The following is a 19119-nucleotide window of genomic DNA, read 5'->3' on the forward strand; positions in this document are numbered from 1 at the left end:
GAAACCCGAAGTAACTTCGTCGTTTTTCCACCATGGAAGCTGCGATTCCTGTTGTCCAGGGTTTGCGAGAGCTTGGATCGTGATCTAGTTTTAGTACAGAATTCTTTCAGAACGTTGGGTACCGTCGTTCAAACAGGAGACAAACAAATGAAGACATCGCACGCCTCGCGCGAGTTGTTCCGGGTGCAGCCCGTCGCTGCCGGTTGCCTGATGACGCTGGCCCTGATGGCCGGCGCCGCGCACGCACAACAAGCCCAGACTGAAGCTGACCGGCAGGCCGCCGAGAAGGCCGCCGCGGACCGCCAGCTGGAAACCGTGACCGTCACCGGCATCCGCCGCGGCATCGAGGCCGCGATCTCGGTGAAGAAGAACGCCGACTCCATCGTCGAGGCCGTGTCGGCCGAAGACATCGGCAAGCTGCCCGACGTGTCGATCGCCGAGTCGATCGCGCGCCTGCCCGGCCTGTCGGCCCAGCGCGTGGCCGGCCGCGCGCAGGTGATCTCGGTCCGCGGCCTGTCGCCGGACTTCGCGACCTCGCTGCTCAACGGCCGCGAACTGGTCTCCACCGGCGACAACCGCAGCGTCGAGTTCGACCAGTACCCGTCCGAGCTGCTCAGCGGCGTGGTCGTCTACAAGACGCCGGACGCCGGCCTGGTCGGCCAGGGCCTGTCGGGCACGATCGACATGCAGACGGTCCGTCCGCTCAACTTCAGCAACCGCGTCGTGACGCTGAACGCGCGCGGCCAGCGCAACTCGCTGGGCTCGGCCGCCAACGCCAGCGCCACCGGCAATCGCCTGAGCGCCAGCTACATCGACCAATTCGCCGACCGCACCATCGGCGTGTCGCTGGGCTACGCGCACCAGGAAACGCCGACGCAGGAAGAGCAGGTCGGCCTGTACGAGCCCTGGGACACCTCGGCGCGCACCGGACTGGCCGCGGGCACCTACAACTCCGGCGGCATCAAGGCGCTGCGCCGCACCGGCAAGACCGAACGCGACGCGCTGATGGGCACGGTCGAGTTCCGCCCGACCAAGAACTGGACCAGCGTCGTCGACGGCTTCTGGACCAAGGCCAAGGCGGTGGACACGGCCAACCAGTTCGAGATGAGCATGACCTGGAACGGCGCTGATACCCTCAATCCGCCGCCGGCGCTCAACTGGTCCAACCCGACGGTCAACGCCAACGGCACGCAGACCGGCGGGACGCTGCTGAATGCCTACCCGCTGGTCCGCGGCATGTACAACAAGCGCGATGACAAGATCGTCGCCACCGGCTGGAACAACAAGCTGAAGTTCGAGAGCGGCCTGTCGCTGACGGCCGACGTCAACTATTCGCGTGCGACCCGCAACGAGATCAACCTCGAGAACAACACCCAGCTCAGCCGCGCGGGCGGCTGGCCGGTGGATGACGTCAAGCTGGCCTTCAGCTCGGGCGACTTCTCGCAGATCATCCCGGGCCGGAGCTACGCCGATCCGAAGCTGCTGTACCTGCAGAACACGATCTACGGCTCGGGCTACGGCAAGACGCCGAGCGTCAAGGACGAGCTGACCGGCTTCAAGCTGGTGGGCAACCTGCCGGCGCCGGCGGCGGTGAACGGCTGGTTCTCGGACTTCGACGTCGGCCTGAACTACGCCGACCGGTCGAAGAAGAAGCGCCAGCCCGAAGGCGCGATCAACGTCGGCGCGCAGGGCGATACGCCCATCGGACCGGAATTCCAGTACAGCCCGGTGGACCTGAGCTTCGCGGGTCTGGGCATGATCCCGGCGTGGAATGTGCCGGGCGCGGTCGGCCGCTACATGACCTTCAACCCGACGGACACGGAGAGCTACCTGATCTCCAAGGCCTGGGACGTGAAGGAGAAGGTGGCGACGGTGTTCTTCAAGGGCAACATCGACTCGACGGCTTTCGGCATCCCGATGCGCGGCAACATCGGCCTGCAGGTCGTGCACACGGACCAGTCGTCGCAGTCGAACTACTTCGACGGCACGGCCCCGGCGGGCCAGCAGGTCAAGCCGCTCAACGGCGGCAAGAAGTACACCGACTACCTGCCGGCGCTGAACCTGGCGTGGTCGCTGACGGATGACCAGACGCTGCGTTTCGCCGTCGCCAAGCAGATGGCCCGCGCGAAGGTGGACCAGCTGCGCTCCGCGCTGGACTTCGGCGTCGACGCGACGACCGGCAAGCCGGGCGCGAGCGGCGGCAACCCGGAGCTGGATCCGTGGCGCGCCAACGCGGTCGACCTGTCCTGGGAGAAGTACTTCGGCTCCAAGGCCTACGTGTCGGTGGCGGGCTACTACAAGGACCTGCGCAGCTACATCTACACGCAGGGCAACGACCGCTACGACTTCTCGCGCTTCGTCGCCGGCTACACGCCGCAGCCGGGCCAGCCCGACGCGCAACTGACCGGCACCTACACCGCGCCGTACAACGGCCAGGGCGGCAAGCTGCGCGGCATGGAGCTGACGGCCTCGCTGCCGTTCAACCTGTTCAGCAAGTCGTTGAACGGCTTCGGCATCGTCGCGAGCGCCAGCTTCAACAGCAGCAACATCGAGATCAAGGATCCCGAGAGCGCGAGCAGCGTGGGATCGGGCTTCATCACGCTGCCGGGGCTGTCCAAGCGCGTGTACAACCTGACCGCGTACTACGAGGCCAACGGCTTCGAGGCCCGCATCAGCCAGCGCAAGCGTTCGGACTTCATCGGCGAGATCGGCAACTTCAACGGTGCGCGCACGCTGCGCTACGTGGTCGGCGAGAGCATCGTCGACGCGCAGATCGGCTACAACTTCACCGAGGGTCCGCTCAAGGGACTGGGCCTGCTGGCGCAGGTCAACAACCTGACCGACGAGGCCTACCGCACCTACGCGGCCACCAAGGACCGGCCGCTGGAGTACATCAAGTGGGGCAGGACCTACCTGATCGGCGCGACTTACAAGTTCTGATGAACGACTGAGCCGCCTGGCCCGATCGGGTCCGGTTCAGCGAACGATGCAGCCCCGTCCGGCGTGAGCCGGGCGGGGCCATTTGTTTGTCGATCGTGTCCGCGCATCTCCGGCGTTTGGCACGCCGTGTACACGATCGACCAGCAATCAGCGGTCGGCGGTTTTCGTCGCTACAAGTCGAGCCACGTCCTTCGTCAAGCGCTCCGCTACATCGCGTGCAGAAGTGAAGCGTTGACGGTAGTCCTCGAAGACGTCCCGAGGCCATTTCCCCTCAGGACTTCCGTCGCCAAACTTATGAGGGGCATCGACTAGTCATTCAGAGAACGCAAGCTGTGGCACGGTGTTCACACCACTTTCCTCCAACCAACATATACGTTGGTGAAATGGCGCTTTCACTCACACGTATGTGATGTCAAAGAACACACCAGTCAAAGAGCAGATGCCTCCGGCGGTGCTCGCGCACTTGCGTGAGCTCGGAGAGAACCTAGCGATCGCGCGCAAGCGAAGAGAAGAACCGATGAAGAGTTGGGCGCAACGGATCTGCGTGTCGGAGCCGACGCTCGCGAGGATGGAGCGCGGCGATCCGACGGTGTCGATGGCCGTCTACGCCACTGCGCTTTGGTTGATCGGTAGAGACTCTGCGTTGCCAGGACTTGCCGCACCGGAGTGCGACCGGGGCGCTCTTGAAGCCGCCGTCCGCGTGGCCATGAAGCGATCGGTACGAAAGCGGACGACCATTGACGAGCGCCTTGCTCGCATGCCAATCAAGGCGCCGCCCTGAATCGCATCAATCCCCCACCAGCACCCGCCCCGACATCGGCCCGATCTCGATCAACAGCTTGCCGTTCGTCGCCGCCTTCATCGGCGCGCCGGGCGTCATCGCATCGATGAACGGGATGCCGCGCAGCGCGGCGGGCAGCGTGAGTTCGACGCGCATCGGCTCCGTGGCGTTGTTCATCGCGACGATCGCGTTGCGCTGGCCGTCCTGGCGCAGCAGCACGATGACGTGTTCGTCAAGCCACAGCGGCGCCGACAGGGTGCCGTGCCGCAGCACCGGCTGCGCGTGTCGCAGCGCCACCAGGCGCTTGAACTGGTCGCGCAGCGCGAGGTCCGGCTGGCCGCCCTCGTCGGCCCACGGATACGGCGCGCGGTTGTACGGGTCCTCGCCGCCGCCCAGGCCGACCTCGTCGCCGTAGTAGATCGTCGGCGCACCCGGATACGTCATCTGGAAGAAGACCGCCAGCAGCAGGCGGCGTTTGCCGTCGGCGATCTTCTCCGGCGGGCTGTCGTCGCGCACGCCGAAGTGATGCAGCGCGCGCGGCTGGTCGTGCGATGACAGCAGCGTCATCGACGCGAACAGCGAAGGCGCCGGGTAGGACTCGCGCAGCAGCTCGAGGTTCTGGTAGACGCGGTCCGCCGGCGCGCCGGCCGCGTAGTCCAGCACCGCGTTGCGGAAGATGTAGTTCATCGTCGCGTCGAAGGTGTCGCCGAGGAAGAACTTGCTCGCGTCGAACCAGGTCTCCGCGATCGTCAGCGAGCCGGGCTGGTGGCGCTTCACTGCGACACGCCAGGCGCGCCAGAAGTCGTCCGGCACCCACGGTGCCACGTCCATGCGCCAGCCCGCCGCGCCGCGATCGAGCCAGAACTGCATCACGCCGTCCCGGCCGAAGGCGTAGTCGCGGAACGCGCGGCTGGATTTGTCGAGTTCGGGCAGGTCCTTGATGCCGATCCAGGCGGCGTACTGCTCGTCGGGCTGGCTCCTGGAAAGATCGAACTTGAACCAGCTCGCATACGGCGAGGCGGGATTGGGCTTGCCGTTGTCGAAGGCGCCGCCGGCAGGGAAGTTGCCGAAGCGGTTGAAGTAGGGCGAGTCCGCGCCGACGTGGTTCAGCGAGGTGTCGGGGATCACGCGCAGGCCGCGCTTGCCGGCCTCGCTGGTCAGGCGTTCGAAGTCGGCGTTGCTGCCGAAGGCCGGATCGATGCGCTTGTAGTCGCCGGTGTCGTACTTGTGATTGCTGGCGGCCTGGAACACGGGCGTCAGGTAGAGCGCGTTGGCGCCGAGGTCGCGCAGATCGTCGAGCTTCTCGATGATCCCGGCGAGGTCGCCGCCGAAGAAGTCGTTGTTGTAGACCGCATCGGAGCCGTCGCCGCTGCCGGGCTTGTACGGCCGGTCCAGCCAGCGCGGGTGACGCTCGATGCCGTGGTCCTGGTACTTCGCCTGCCCGACCTGCGGGTCGTTGCGCTTGTCGCCGTTGCGGAAGCGCTCGGGGAAGACGTAGTAGTAGACGAGATCGCGGGCGAAGTCCGGCACGGCGAAGTCGGAGGCATGGATCGTCTGCCGGTAGCGGCGGATCGAGAACGGCCCCTTGGCATCGGGGCCCTCGGGCAGCGGGGCGATGGCCGCGGGGCCCATCGAGCCCTTCTCCTTGGTCCAGTAGATGGCGTCGGCATTGTTCTGCACGACGTAGCGCGCGCCGCCGATGGTGGCGATGAAGTAGTAGCCGTAGACCCCTGGCGATCCGAAGCGATGGCGCGCCTGCCATCGATCGCGACCGGCGGCAACGCCGGCCTTGTGCAGCGGCACGCGGGCTTCTTCGGCGTAGGCGATCAGGTCCTCATTGCCCTCGACGCGGCGGCGCTCGATCACAAGCTCGAGCTTGTCGACGCCGGGCAGGGCGGTCAGCTGGAAGTCGATCCAGGTCTTGGCGGGCAAGGCGCCGAAAGGCTTCTTGAATTCGACGAGGCGTGAGTCGTAACGCAGGCTGGCCGCGATGGGCGGCAGGGCGGGCATCGAGGCCGAAGAGGCGGGAGAGGCCGGCGCCTCCGCGGCCTGCGGCGCGGGCGCCTGGCCGGACGCAAGCAGCGGCATCAGCAGCGCGATGCACGACACGCGGCGGGAAAGACGAGGCAGGGCTTTCATGGGTCAACGCTACCGCGAAGCGATGCAGATGGATGCTGGTGTTCCTCCGCATCCCGGGTGGTCATGCGCCCGACTTGTTGTCGATCGGATCGCATGAACTTGCGCCTCCGGCCAGCCGACTGACGTGCCCTCATCGCTGGTCGTCTCGAAGTTCTCTTTGAAGGAGTGCAATCGCCATGAAACCGATCAATGACGCGCAGCGCGCGATGACTGAGCCTATCGCTGCCTACGGACCAAAGAGCGGGATCAAGCCGCATCTGGTCGGGCGGAGCAGCGCCGCGCCGATCCGCAACCCGTGGGAGGTGACCTTCGGACTACCGGGTGTCAACGGGTCCGCGCAAGCATCGCGCCAGCCCGGATCCGGGAAGATCATCAACTGGTTCCAGTCGGCCTCGCTGAAGCTCAACAACAGCAGCGAAAGCGTTGCTCCCGCCACCGCACGCGACGTCGGGAGCAAGTCCAGTGGGCGCTGGTCGGAGGTGCGGTCATGGCATTGGCCGGCCATGTACAACGACTGGCGCTCGCCTGCCATCGACCGGGGCGCGGAGCGCCGCGGGTACATCGACTCCCACTACGTCGATCCGAACACCGGCGCTTCGGTGTCCTCGCGGCATCGCTTCAAGCGCTCGGTCGCGGAGATGACGCAGGCGATGGCCAGCGCCGCGCCGCAGGAGGGTTTCAGTGGCGGCGCGCCCGACGCCTGGGCATCGACATCACGGCTCGCGCCGATGCTCGCCGCGCAGACCTGATCGAGCGCGCGCTCTGGCCGGCGCGGCAGCGCCGGCCTCAGTTCCCGCTCGCCGCGCCCGACGCCGGCATCGCGCCCGTTGTGCCGGTCGTGCCGGTTGTGCCTGTAACCCCCGTCGCCCCCGTCGCTTTCCTCCAGCTCGCCAGCGTGGTGGCGAACTCGATGACCGCCATCGCGTAGTAGCTGCTCTGGTTGTAGCGGGTCACCGTGTAGAAGTTCTGCGTGCCCGCCACGTACACCGGCGCGGCGCCGCCCATCTGGAGTTCGATCAGCGCCAGCGGTCCGGTGTGCGCGCGGCCCTGCGGCGACAGCTGCGCGCCGACCGATTCGAACTGCCGCGCGTCCAGCTGCGGCAGCACGTCGCTGATCAGCAGTTGGGCCCGCGCCGCCGTGTCGTTGGGCACCTGCACCTCGTAATGTGTCGGCATGCCGCGCTGCCAGCCGTGCTCCTTCAGGAAGTTGGCCACGGAGCCGATCGCGTCGACGGGGCTGTTGACCAGGTCCACGTGGCCGTCGCCGTCGAAGTCGATCGCGTAGCGGCGCCAGCTGCCCGGCATGAACTGGCCCCAGCCGATCGCGCCCGCGTACGAGCCCTTCATCGACATCGGGTCCAGGCCGTTCTCGCGCGTCAGGATCAGGAACTGGCGCAGTTCCTCCCGGAAGAACGGACTGCGGTCGCGCGCACCCGGCGGCAGCGGCGAGGGGTAGTCGAAGCTCAGCGTCGCCAGCGCGTCCAGCACGCGGAAGCCGCCCATGATGCGGCCGTAGAAGGTCTCCACGCCGATGATCGACGCGATGACCTCCGCCGGCACGCCGTAGGTCGCCTCGGCGCGCGCCAGCGCCGCCTCGTGCGTCGCCCAGAACGCGAGACCGGCCTGCAGCCGTTGCGGCTCGACGAAGCGTTGCCGGTAGGCGCCCCAGTCCTTCGCCTGTCCGGGCGGTCCCGGGAGGATCAGCCGCTGCACCGTCGGCTGCGGACGCGCCAGCGCCAGCACCGCGCGCAGTTCCTCGCGCCGGTAGCCGAGCGACTCGGCCTGCGCATCGGCGAAGGCCATCACGTCGGCGCGATCGCCGTACTCCGGCAGCACGGCCGGCTTGCGCGCGGGCCTCTTCGCCGCCTTCTTCGAGGGGGAGGCCTTCGACGCGGCATGCGGGGCCGCCTGCGATCCGGCCGGTGCCGGCGACTGCGCCATCGCCGGCGTCGCCGCCAGCGCGGCCATCAGCGGCGAGGCGGTCATCGCGGTCTGCAGGAGCGTGCTCAGGAACACGCGACGGGGAGAGGAACTGCGGGTACGGCGGAGGGCGGTCATGCGGGCGGTCTTGCGAACGGGAGCGCGCGGGGCGCGGCGGTGATGCAGGGACGCGGAGCGGCGGATCGGGAGGAGAAACGGCAGCGGAAGGAAAAGCGGAAGGAAAGCGGATCAGCGGATCAGCGGGTCAGGCCTTGCCGGAGCTCGGCGCATTGCGCCGCGAACAGGCGTTGCCATTGTGACGTGGCCGCAGCCAGGTCCTGGCGATAGCGCTGCGCTTCCAATTGCAACAGCGACGCCGCCACGGCCTCCGCTCGCGCGCCATGGCGTTCGACGAGCGAGGCCGCCCAGCGGCGCGGCGTCTCGTCGTCGCGGGTCGGCAGGCCGAGCCGATCGAGCTCGCGCCGTACCCGCAGGCGCTGGCGCGACCACGGGTCGTGCGGCCGCCGCTGCCACGCGGCCACGCCGGCGCCGATCACGGCCGTCGCCGTCAACAGCGCGCCGGCGACCTGTCCCAGCGTGGTCCAGTCGGGGTTGTCGAAGCCGAGCCGCTTGAGCAGGCTCATCTGGTCGCCGGTCGAGAAGTTCAGCACCGACTGCTGCCAGCGGTTGTTGAGCCGCTCCCAGACGGCGCGCAGGTCCGTCAGCAGGCCGGGGCGCAACTGGTCGAGCGCGCCCGTGAACAGGCCCGGTTCCGGCCGCAGCGGCCGGCCCTGGACTCGCTCCGGCGCGACCGCCGCGGTCGGGTCGGCGCGCTGCCAGCCGCCCGAGGGCGACCAGAACTCGGCCCAGGCATGCGCCTGGCTCATGCGCACGATCAGGTCGCCGTCCTGCAGGTTGGGGTCGGCGCCCTGGAATCCGGTGACCACGCGGGCCGGCACGCCCGCCGCGCGAATCAGCACGACGTAGGCGGAGGCGAAGTGTTCGCAGAAGCCGAGCTTGCGATCGAACCAGAACTCGTCGATCGCGTCGGGCGTCGTCTCGCCGTAGACGCCCGGCGCCAGCGTGTAGCCGAAGCCGTCGCGGCGGATCTGCGTCAGCAGCTCCCGGTTCACCGCCTGGGCGAGCGCGTCCTCGTCCAGCGTGGCGAAGCGCTGGTTCAGCGACGCGCCGTAGGCCCGGGCGCGCGGATTGACGCCCGGGGGCAGGCTCAGGGATTCATTGCGGTCGGCCCGGCCGAGGCGGGTGCTCGGCGCGGCGCGCGGCCACGCCTCGTGCCGGAAGCGCAGCACCTCGGCGACCGGCAGCGGCACCTGCCACTGGCCCTGCGGCGCGCGGGTCGCGGTCAGGCGTCCGAGCGGCAGCCGTGCCCCGCTGGCACCGGGACTGAATTCGAGCAGCGGGATCGCGGTCACGCGCAATGGATCCATCGTGACCTCGTAGCGGAACACGGGCCCTTGGAGCGCGGGCGCATCGTCGCCGGGCGACCAGGTCACGCGCGGCGTCGTCCAGGTCTTGCCGTCGAAGCGCGTCAGCACCTGCGCGCGGAAGTACAGCTGCGGCTGCGGCGGCGGCGCGCCGTCGAAGCGCAGGCGCATGGCGATGGTGTCGTCGACGGCAACGTCCGCGAAGGCGCCGAAGCTCATCGAGTCCGACAGCCCCGTGCGCGCGCCCGAGTCCTTGGGGAGCCCCCACAGCGGCGGGAAACGCGGGAAGAGCAGGAACAGCGCCACCATCACCGGCAGCCCGATCAGCGTGTTGCGGGCGGCGATGCGCGCGGCGAGTTTCAGGCTGGGGACGCCCTGCGGCATCTGCGCCAGCACCAGCGCCGACAGCAGCGCCCAGACGCAGGCGATCATCCAGATCGCGATCAGCGGCGACTGCGAGTACAGGAACTGCGTCAGCACCAGGAAGAAGCCGAGGAAGAAGACGACGAAGGCGTCGCGTCTGGCGCGGAGCTCGAGCGTCTTCAGCGCCATCAGCATCGCGAGCATCGTGATGCCCGCTTCGCGGCCGAGAATGGTCTTGTGCGTGGCGAAGGTCAGGCCGACGACGAGCGCGAGCACGGCCAGCAGGCTCCAGCGTCCGGGGAGCGCCTCGCTGCGCCAGGCCAGCCGCGCGCGCCATCCGAGCATCAGGGCGGTGAGCAGGCTGCACCACCATGGCAGATGGCCGGCGTGCGGGACGAGCGTGGCCGCGATGATCGCGAGCAGGAACAGCGTGTCGCGCGCTTCGCGCGGCAGGGGGCTGCGGTGCTTGATCGAGCCGCCTGCGGCGGCGGTCGGAGGGAAGGAAGCGCTCATCGCGTCGGCGTCCGCATCGCGGGTCTCGCGGCGGTGATTCAGGGGAATTGCTCGGAAGGACGCAACGTAGCACAGGTCAGGGTGACATTGGGGTCAGAGGATGTACGTCGGAAGTCGCCGTGGCCGTCGGGCGTTCCACAGCATCCAGACCGACAGGCAGGACATGAAGGCGGCGCTGGCCTGATAGCTGTGAAGCAGGGAGAAGTTGTCTCCGGCGACCAGGGGGTAGATGGCCAGCCCGTCCAAGGATCCGCCGAAGGCCAGCGAGACCAGCACGTCGTAGGCCAGGTGCAAGGCCATCGCGCCGAGCAGTGATCGGCTCCATAGATAGAAGGATCCGATCATGACGGCGCCCAGGGCCAGGTGAAGCGCGGCGCGCAGGTCGAGCGGCGGACCGAACAGGTGGAGGTAGACGAACAGCAGGATCTGCAAGACGAAGGCGGGCGCTTTGCCGATGACCGGTCCGAGCCGGTCCAGGACGAGGAATCGACAGAGCAGTTCCTCGGACACCGCGGCATGGAATGAAAAGCCGATCAGGTAGAACCACTGGACGTCGCGCGTGTCGTGGGGGATCCATCTGACCGCACCGAACGTCGCTCCCACGATCATCGATGCGACGAGGCCGATGGCCATCAGCACGCCGAGCGGAACGGCGCACCGGCAGGTTCGGCCGCTGGTCAGTCTCCCGAGGAGTACGCGGCCGAAGAGGAGGTAGACGATGGACAGGTCCAGCAGGGACGTCAGCACCGACGCGCCCAGCGGCGCGTGGATCGACGGGACCTGGAGGATGTTCAGGCAGATCCACAGGCTCAACCTGTAGGTGACATGGCCGATCAGGTAGAGGCCGAGCAATACCCGCGCCATGGAGGCTGTGCGTTGACGGAGAGTCATGACGCACAGTCTTGCGGGGTCGGGTCTTGCTGGCTATGGCAGATGAGGGTCAACTCTGCGGCAAGTCCCACCGGATTGAGCCAAGCCACCCACTGATTCCTGTGGTCGCGACGCTGCCAGCATGGCCCGACGCCGCAAGCTCGAACTACTCCTGGATCAGCGCCAACGCTTCCATGCACACGCGGAAGTGATCCGGTCCGAGGTCCGGCTCGATCGCGATGTCACGCAGCCGGAGGCCGTAGGGCAGGCCTTCTTCCTCCGCCCGCTGCACCCAGGCCGTCAAACGCGACACGCGTTGTTCGAACGGCAGGCCGCGCGTGGCGGCGAGGTCCAGCCATTGCTCGCTGGCGCGGCTGCCCAGGCGCTCGCGCACCAGCAGCGACGCGCCGCCGCCGCTGCCCGACGCCGGCTGCGGTTGCGCCAGCGCGAGCGCCGATTTCTTCCACAGGATCTGTCGCGGCGAGTCGCCGTGCCGGTAGGGCCGCAGCCCCGGATCGTCGCCCAGGCCCGGCTGGCCCTGGCCTTGCGGCAGACCTTCCTCGACGGCCGCGGCCGGCGGCGCGTCGAGCTCCGGCGCCGGATAGACCCAGGCCTGCGCCGCCGGGCGCCAGTAGCTCCAGGTCACGAACAGCCCGAAGGGGAATTGCGATTCGATGCGCAAGCGCGGCAGCGCATGCCGGCCTCGCGTCGCGAAGCTCAGCTGGAGGTGGAGTTGCGCATGGCCCTGCGCCGGCACATCGGCGTAGGCCGTGTCCGCCGCCTTGGCGTCGGGCAGTCTCAGGCCGACGCCGAAACGCGCCGCGCCGGTGTTGTGCAGCCGGATGTCCAGCGCGAGCGGCTGGCCGGCGGAGGTCGCGGGCGGTGTCTTCAGGTCCAGCTTCAGGCCGCGCAGGTTGGCGTGCGTCGCGTTCATCGACGCCATGCCCGCGCCCGCCAGCACGAAGGTCAGCAGGTAGCCCAGGCTCAACTGGTCGTTGATCGAGGCCAGCAGCAGCACCAGCAGCGTCGCGACGAACGCGGCGCCCGGGCGGCTGGGAATGATGTACAGGTTGCGCTGCGTCAGCGCGGTCGTGTCGCTGGCCGGGTGGCGGCCCTGCCACCACTTCTCCCAGCGCCGCTGCCACGGCCAGCGCACCGTCGGCAGCTTCAGCGAGGGGAGCTTCCAGGATGGAACGCGCATGGCGGTATTGGGCGACGGTGTGGGCTGCGGTAGACGGTCGGCGGCGGCGGTCGGCGGATCGCGGCGTTGCGATCAGGGCAGCGGCACCGCGGCCATCATCGCGCGCACCTGTTCGCGCGCACCGCGGGCGCTGCCGCCGCGCGGCCGCAGCCGGTGCGCGATGGTCTGCGGCAGGATCGCCTGCACGTCGTCCGGCGAGACATAGTCGCGCCCGCTCAGCAGCGCCTTCGCCCGCGCTGCGCGCAGCAGCGCCAGACCGGCGCGCGGGCTCAGGCCTTCCTGGAACCATTCGCCGGAACGCGTCGCCTCCAGCAGCGCCTGCAGGTAGTCCAGCAGCGCCGGCGAGACATGGATGGCCAGCACCGCGCGCTGCAGCTCGCGCAGCTGGTCCGGCGTCATCACCGGCTTGAGCGCGCGCAGCAGCTCGCGGCTGTCGCCGCCCATCAGCAGCTCCCGCTCGGCCTGCCGGTCCGGATACCCCAGGCTGATGCACATCAGGAAACGGTCCAGCTGCGACTCCGGCAGCGGATGCGTGCCGAGCTGCTCGCTGGGGTTCTGCGTCGCGATGACGAAGAAGGGCAGCGGCAGCGGATGCGTCGTGCCGTCGACGCTGACCTGGTACTCCTCCATCGCCTCGAGCAGGGCGCTCTGCGTCTTCGGGCCGGCGCGGTTGATCTCGTCGGCCAGCAGGACCTGGCTGAACACCGGTCCGGGGTGGAACTGGAAGGGATTGCCGCCGGCCGCCTGCGCGCCCGGCTGGTAGATGTTGACCCCGAGCAGGTCCGACGGCATCAGGTCGGTCGTGAACTGCACCCGCGAGAAGCGCAGCCCCAGCGAGATCGACAGCACGTGCGCCAGCGTCGTCTTGCCGACGCCGGGCAGGTCCTCGATGAGCAGGTGGCCGCCGGCCAGCAGGCAGGCCAGACAGTCCTCCGTCTGCGCCTGTTTGCCCTTGATGATCGTGCTAATCTGCCGGCGCAGGTCGGTCAGCGGCTGGGAGGCGAGGGTCGGAGCGGCGGAACTCATCGGCGCACGATATCTCAGAATCCCTTCGCTCCGACGAAGCTCCGAACATGCCCCGACCATGTCCACCGCCTTCATCAGCCACCCCGATTGCCATCGTCACGACATGGGCGCCGGTCACCCGGAATGCCCGCAGCGCCTGGGCGCGATCGAGGACTGGCTGATCGCGCACGGCGTCGACGTCGCGCTCGACCGTCATGAGGCGCCGCGCGCCGAGCTGCAGTCGCTGGAGCGCGCGCATTCGGCCCGCTACGTCGCGGAGTTGAAGGCGGAACTCGAGGCGCTCGAGTGGCAGGCGAAGCAGGGCGTGCCCCATCCGATGAAGGCGCTCGATCCCGACACCACCGCCAACGCGCACACCTGGGCCGCGGCGCTGCGCGCGGCGGGCGCGGCGGTGCACGCGACCGATCTGGTCGTCGACGGCCGGGCCGAGAACGCCTTCTGCGCGGTGCGTCCGCCCGGCCACCACGCGACGCGCGACCAGGCGATGGGCTTCTGCTTCTTCAACAACGTGGCCGTCGCGGCCAGGCATGCGCTGGACGTGCGCGGCCTGGACCGTGTCGCGGTCATCGACTTCGACGTCCACCACGGCAACGGCACCGAGGACATCCTCGCCGGCGACGATCGCGTGCTGATGGTCAGCATCTTCCAGGACCCGCTGTATCCGTACTCCGGCACCGAGCCCAAGGGCGCGAACATGCTCAACGTGCCGGTGCCGCCCTACACGCGCGGCGCCGAGGTGCGCGAGATGATCGAGTCGCTCTGGATGCCGGCGCTGGAGCGCTTCAAGCCGCAGATGATCTTCGTCTCGGCCGGCTTCGACGCGCACCGCGACGACGATCTGGCGCAGCTCGGCCTGGTCGAGGCCGACTACGAATGGATCACGCTGCGCATCATGGACGTGGCCCGACGCCACGCGAAGGGCCGTATCGTGTCCTGCCTGGAGGGCGGCTACGACCTGGGCGCGCTGGCGCGCAGCGTCGGCGTGCACCTGCGGACCTTGGCCGGGATCTGAGCCGGTGCCTCGGTCTTCTTCCGCAATCCCCCGCCGCGCGCGCTTGCCGCACGCGCTTGCCGTACGAGCCGCACGAGCCGCGCTCGCCGCACTCGTCACGCACGGGCGACCACCCAGCATTCCCCTCGACTGAACGACCCGGCCCGCGCCGGATGCCGACTTGATCTCCTCCTTGAACGCCACCTTGGGTACCACCTCTTCCCTGAACCACACGCTGAGCCTGCGTGAGCTGGAGTCGCTGCTCACCATGCTGGCGCGGCCGCGCGCGCTGATCGAGGTCGGCCTGGTGCTCGCCTGCCTGGCGCTGTCCTGGCTGATCGTCTACCGCATCAGCAAACACGTCACGTCGGCACCCGGCCACCATTCGGTGCTGCTCGGTCACCGCGTCTTCGACGGCGTCCTGTTCCCGGTCATCGCGCTGCTGCTGGCGCTGGGCGCGCGCCGGCTGATGCCGTTCATCGGCGAGCCGGTCGCGCTGTTCCGCGTGGTGATCCCGGTGCTGCTGTCTCTGGTGGTCATCCGCCTTGTCGCGCGCGTGCTGCGGGCCACGATGCCCGATTCCATCGGCATCAAGCTGCTGGAGCGCAGCGTGTCGTGGGTGGCGTGGCTGGGATCGATCCTGTGGATCGTCGGCCTGCTGCCGATCCTCATCGACGAACTCGACGACTACAAGCTGGGCTTCCTGCCGAAGAACGCCAGGGGCGAATCGACGACGGTGTACGACCTCCTGATCGGCGTGCTGCAGGTGGGCGCGATCATGCTGGTCGTGCTGTGGCTATCGTCGGCCATCGAGTCGCGCCTGCTGCGCGGCAAGTCGGTGCTCGACCTCTCGATGCGCAAGATCGCGGTCAACCTGACGCGCACGGCGCTGCTCGTGGTCGGCGCGATGGTGGCGCTGAACATGGTGGGCCTGAACCTGAGCGCGCTGTCCTGGCTGGGCGGCGCGGTCGGCGTGGGCCTGGGCTTCGGGCTGCAGAAGATCGCGGCGAACTACGTCTCCGGCTTCATGATCCTGGCCGAGCGATCGCTGCGGATCGGCGACATGGTGAAGGTCGACAACTTCGAAGGCCGCATCAGCGACATCAAGACGCGCTACACGGTGATCCGCGCGCTCAACGGCCGCGAGGCGATCGTGCCCAACGAGTCGCTGATCACGACGCGGGTGGAGAACCTCTCGCTCGCCGACCCGCAGGTGAACGTGTCGACGGTGGTGCAGGTGGCCTACGGCACCGACGTGGACGCGCTGTTCCCGCAACTGATCGAGGAAGTGAAGCGCGTCCCGCGCGTGCTGTCCGAGCCGTCGCCGTCGGTGTCGCTGAGCAACTTCGCCGCCGACGGGCTGGAGCTGACCATCGGCTTCTGGATCTCGGATCCGCACAACGGGCAGGGCGGCGTGCGCTCGGACGTCAACCTGGCGATCCTGCGGCTGCTGAATCGGTTGGAGATCGACATCCCGTTCCCGCAGCGGGTGGTGCGGACGATTGCCGAAACACCGACGGTGCCGGAGGGGGCCGGGCGAGGCGCCTGAGTTGTTGTGCCCGTCCCGTCCCGTCCCGTCCCGTCCGCGCCGCGGTCAGCGCCCGCTGCTTGACGCCACCTGCGTCCCGTGCCGCGTCAGGTAACTGTGCAGCGCGGCGAGGTCGTCGTCGGTGAGCTCGCGCAGCGATTCGAAGGGCATCACCGCGATCGTCGAGCCGTCCGGGCGCTGGCCACTGCGCATCATGCGCGCGAAGGTCGCCGCGTCGCCGTAGCGTGACGCCATCGGCCCGGAGGCGTCGGCCAGGTTCGCCGCTTCCGGCCACGAGGGCGGCGCGCCGGGAATGCGGCCGCCTTGCAACTGCTCGCCGTGGCAGCCGATGCACATCGCCGCGAGGTAACGACCGTGGGCCACCGTGCGCCCCGCGGGGACCGGCGCTTCCGGCGCCAGCGTGTGGTCGATGCGCGAGGCCGCGTCCGGTATCTGCCCGAGGCCGTAGAGCACGCGCACCGGCAGCGGCAGCTGCATCTCCGCCGGACCGCCGCGCGCTTGCGGCATCGAGCGGATGTAGGCCACCAGCGCGCCGACGTCCTCATCCGTGAGCCGGTTGTAGTCCTGGCTCGGCATGATCAGCAGCGGCGTGCCGTCGGGCTTCACGCCGTGCCGCAGCGTGCGCTCCCAGTCGGCCGGCGTGTAGCCCATCGTGACGCCGCCGGGGCCGGTCGTCAGGTTGGGACCGGCGACGCGCATGCCGTCGTCGTCGATGAAGCGGCGCCCGGCGCCATTGGCGCCGTGGCAGTCGACGCAGCCGCGCGTCGCGTACAGGTAGCGGCCGCGCGCCAGGCTGGCCGCATCCGCCGGGATGGGCACGTCGCGCGACGCGACCTCGATGCGGCGGTTCATCTTCGTGTCGGCCATGTGCACGGCGGCCAGTGCGCACGCGCCGGCCAGGAAGGCCAAGGTGGCGAGACCGAACAGGCCTCGCTGGATCCATCGATTCATCACTCTCACTCCCGAAACTCTCATCCGATGCGCGTGGGGTCGCGCCTGCGCGCCGCCATCGGTCGGCGCACAGACCCGATGCCCACGGCGTTCCGCGGCTTCGGCGGGGCGCTCAAGGGCACGGCGGCGGATTCTGGGAGGGGCACTGAGCCGCACCATCGCGGCTGCGATGAAATGCGCGTGGCGCGCGATCAAGCGCGATCGGCGGCGATGAACGGGGAGGTGAGTGTGGGTTCACCCTTGAACTAGGGGAGGGCTATGCAGGGGTGAAACGGATCACCCGATGGGAGGCCGGCTTTTCGCGAAGGCGGACCGTGGCAAGTCCCTCCGGAGCCGCTTGCCACCGCGCGCGGCCAAGCGTCGCGAGGTCGTCATAGCCACCCAGCCGCTCGAAGCGCTCGAACACGAACGGCAGGCCTTCCCCGCTGTTCGGCACGCCTTCGTCGCAGAGGTGCAGATGCAGGTGGGGGCCGGTGGAGTCGCCGGTGAATCCCAGCTCGCCCAGCACCTGGCCCTTGCGCACGCGGTCGCCGGGGCGGACGGTCAGGCTGCCCGGGCGCAGGTGCTCGTAGAGGACGTGTCCCCGGCCCGCCAGCGACAGGATGACGTGGTTGCCTGGCGCGTCGATCAAGGCATGACGGCGGTTGCCCGCGATCGACGTCGCCTCGGCCATGTCGTTCCTCGTCGCGATCACGACGCCGTCCGCGACGGCCAGCACCGGCGCCCCATACCCGAAGTGGTTGGCGGGTCGATCGGCGTCGCCTCGCGCGATGCGTCCGTCCGGGTCTACCTGGACGAAGTCGATGGCATGCCGCCCGGGAATCGTCCAACGATCCGCCTGCTGGAATCCGACGCGCCGGTGGCCGCGCGCCCAGGCGGGATCGTGGATCGCGACCCACAGGCCCTCCCCGAGCGGAGGACCGAAGACCGTCGCGCCCTGCGCCGGCACGACGAGCGCATCACCCCGGACCTCCCGATCCGGCCCCCACGCGACGATCGGCAACAGGCGAGGTGGTAGAGGCTGTCCGGGTCGCGAGCGCAGCTCCACGTGGATGAGGAGCCGGTCCTCGTCGATGCGCGCGAGACGCCGCGTGAGCGTGGCGTCCTGGAGCGCCGCGAAGGTGTCGCCGCGATCGGCATCGAGCAGCCGCACCGTCGTCGGCGACGGCTCTCCGGCGGGCCAGGCGAGATGGATCTCGCCGACGAGCTCGTCCGCGCCCTCCACGCGCACAGGGCCGCCCGGTGCGATCAGCCGCGGGCGGTTCCGCGACGCTGCGGGAGCAGCGTCCATCGCTGTCGCCGTCGCCTTCGCGCATGCCAGCGGCGCGGCGAGCATCGCCAGGGCGGCGCCCGTGAAGGTTCGGCGCGGAAGGTGAGCCAGCCTGTCGGTGGAGGCGTTCATGTCCGCAGTGATACGCGCGATGGGGCCGCGACGCGAAGTGCCGGAAGGCACGCGTCGCATGAGCTCACAAGAGCAAGTTCGGTCAGGACGCGTCCCCCCGCCTTTGCGAAGATGGGCACATGGACAGCACGACGACGCCTCCCGCCACCGACCGGTTCCCCGACGTGGTCGCCTGGATCGAGAAGCAGCTCGACCAGCCGCTGACGTTGGAGCAGGTCGCGGAGCGGGCCGGACTGTCGCCGTATCACTTCTCGCGGCTGTTCACCGCGCGCATGGGCCGCAGCGTCATGGCGCATGTGCGGGGCCGCCGGCTCGTGCGCGGCGCCCGGCGGCTTTGCCACGAACCGGATCTCCCACTCGTCGACCTGGCGTTCGACTGCGGCTTCGAGTCGCAGGAGGCCTTCACCCGTGCGTTCAAGCGCATGTTCGGCATCTCGCCGGGTCGGTTCCGCAGCGGCTTCGCCGTTGAACCCCTTGAAGGCCAATTTCCCATGACTCTCCCGATCGCCCAGGACACTGCTGTCATCCGACTTCCAGAGCTCGCGAAGATCCCGGCGTTCTGCGTCGCCGGTCCCATGCGCCGCTTCGACCAGGCGACCAAGGCGGAGATCCCTCAGTTGTGGTCCGCCCTGATCGGCCGGCTGCCGTTCGAGGGTCAAGTCGGAAGTTGGGCGACCTACGGCGTCGTCTCCGATGTCGACCACGAGGAGGGCGGCTTCCAGTACATGGCGGGCGTCGGCGTCGAGCCCGGCTGCGTGCCGCCGCCGGGCTTCTCGACGATGGAGATTCCGGCTGCGACCTATGCGGTGTTCCGCATCACCTTGAACGGCACCGCGCTGCACCCGCAGGTCAAGCAGGCCATGGCGACGATCTGGGGCGAACTGCTTCCGGCTTCCGGCCTGAAGGTCGCCGAGGGTCCCGACTTCGAGCTCTATGACGGCCGCTTCGACCCTCAGAAGCCGGGTTCGATCATCCACTTCCACGTGCCTGTGGAAGCCTGAAGAGCCCGACCGAGGAGGCGTCGGCGG

14 protein-coding genes are annotated in these 19119 nt (G+C 69.0%); 6 read left to right on the forward strand and 8 right to left on the reverse strand.

Translation table 11 applies throughout. The features are described 5' to 3' along the window. Positions 1 to 147: 147 nt before the first annotated feature. Positions 148 to 2940: a TonB-dependent receptor gene (locus AC1VNM_RS02235; RefSeq protein ID WP_483105723.1), complete on the forward strand. Its 2793-nt coding sequence runs from the start codon at positions 148 to 150 to the stop codon at positions 2938 to 2940. 409 nt (positions 2941 to 3349) lie between these two features. Next, complete coding sequence (locus AC1VNM_RS02240) at positions 3350 to 3721, forward strand: XRE family transcriptional regulator (RefSeq protein WP_377156152.1); 372 nt, start codon at positions 3350 to 3352, stop codon at positions 3719 to 3721. 6 nt (positions 3722 to 3727) lie between these two features. Here the strand turns inward: AC1VNM_RS02240 and AC1VNM_RS02245 are convergent, their stop codons facing one another. Then, the gene (locus AC1VNM_RS02245) at positions 3728 to 5860 is read right to left on the reverse strand and encodes a glycoside hydrolase family 13 protein (RefSeq protein WP_483105724.1); all 2133 of its coding nucleotides are present in this window, start codon (positions 5858 to 5860) and stop codon (positions 3728 to 3730) included. Between the two features lie 176 nt (positions 5861 to 6036). Between AC1VNM_RS02245 and AC1VNM_RS02250 the strand changes: the two genes are divergently transcribed. Beyond that, positions 6037 to 6609 carry a hypothetical protein gene (locus AC1VNM_RS02250; RefSeq protein WP_483105725.1) on the forward strand — a complete coding sequence of 191 codons (573 nt, stop codon included), beginning with the start codon at positions 6037 to 6039 and terminating at the stop codon, positions 6607 to 6609. A gap of 37 nt (positions 6610 to 6646) precedes the next feature. On the opposite strand, the gene mltB is transcribed toward AC1VNM_RS02250, so the two are convergent. From mltB to AC1VNM_RS02275, 5 genes are all read right to left on the reverse strand, one after another. Beyond that, positions 6647 to 7801, reverse strand: coding sequence for a lytic murein transglycosylase B (gene mltB, locus AC1VNM_RS02255; RefSeq protein WP_483109221.1), 1155 nt, complete (start codon positions 7799 to 7801; stop codon positions 6647 to 6649). Positions 7802 to 8037: 236 nt separating this feature from the next. Beyond that, positions 8038 to 10101: a transglutaminase TgpA family protein gene (locus AC1VNM_RS02260; RefSeq protein WP_483105726.1), complete on the reverse strand. Its 2064-nt coding sequence runs from the start codon at positions 10099 to 10101 to the stop codon at positions 8038 to 8040. Between the two features lie 93 nt (positions 10102 to 10194). After that, entirely contained in the window at positions 10195 to 10992 is a 798-nt protein-coding gene (locus tag AC1VNM_RS02265) for a CPBP family intramembrane glutamic endopeptidase (protein ID WP_483105727.1), read from the reverse strand. A gap of 145 nt (positions 10993 to 11137) precedes the next feature. Further along, positions 11138 to 12172 (reverse strand): DUF58 domain-containing protein, encoded by a 1035-nt coding sequence (locus AC1VNM_RS02270; RefSeq protein ID WP_377156143.1) that lies wholly within the window; start codon positions 12170 to 12172, stop codon positions 11138 to 11140. Between the two features lie 72 nt (positions 12173 to 12244). Beyond that, positions 12245 to 13198, reverse strand: a complete 954-nt coding sequence (locus AC1VNM_RS02275; RefSeq protein WP_377156142.1) for an AAA family ATPase — start codon at positions 13196 to 13198, stop codon at positions 12245 to 12247. 58 nt (positions 13199 to 13256) lie between these two features. On the opposite strand from AC1VNM_RS02275, the gene AC1VNM_RS02280 reads away from it, so the two are divergent. Next, positions 13257 to 14210, forward strand: coding sequence for a histone deacetylase family protein (locus AC1VNM_RS02280; protein WP_377156139.1), 954 nt, complete (start codon positions 13257 to 13259; stop codon positions 14208 to 14210). Positions 14211 to 14382: 172 nt separating this feature from the next. Further along, a complete protein-coding gene (locus tag AC1VNM_RS02285) occupies positions 14383 to 15738 on the forward strand; it encodes a mechanosensitive ion channel family protein (RefSeq protein ID WP_483105728.1) in 1356 nt (451 codons plus the stop codon). 45 nt (positions 15739 to 15783) lie between these two features. Here AC1VNM_RS02285 and AC1VNM_RS02290 read toward each other — a convergent pair whose 3' ends face one another. Beyond that, positions 15784 to 16689, reverse strand: coding sequence for a c-type cytochrome (locus AC1VNM_RS02290; protein ID WP_483105729.1), 906 nt, complete (start codon positions 16687 to 16689; stop codon positions 15784 to 15786). Positions 16690 to 16945: 256 nt separating this feature from the next. Continuing rightward, the gene (locus AC1VNM_RS02295) at positions 16946 to 18091 is read right to left on the reverse strand and encodes a M23 family metallopeptidase (RefSeq protein ID WP_483105730.1); all 1146 of its coding nucleotides are present in this window, start codon (positions 18089 to 18091) and stop codon (positions 16946 to 16948) included. Between the two features lie 119 nt (positions 18092 to 18210). On the opposite strand from AC1VNM_RS02295, the gene AC1VNM_RS02300 reads away from it, so the two are divergent. Continuing rightward, a complete protein-coding gene (locus tag AC1VNM_RS02300; RefSeq protein WP_483105731.1) occupies positions 18211 to 19092 on the forward strand; it encodes an AraC family transcriptional regulator in 882 nt (293 codons plus the stop codon). Positions 19093 to 19119: the final 27 nt, after the last annotated feature.

This window comes from Mitsuaria sp. MSU3D, from assembly GCF_056867975.1.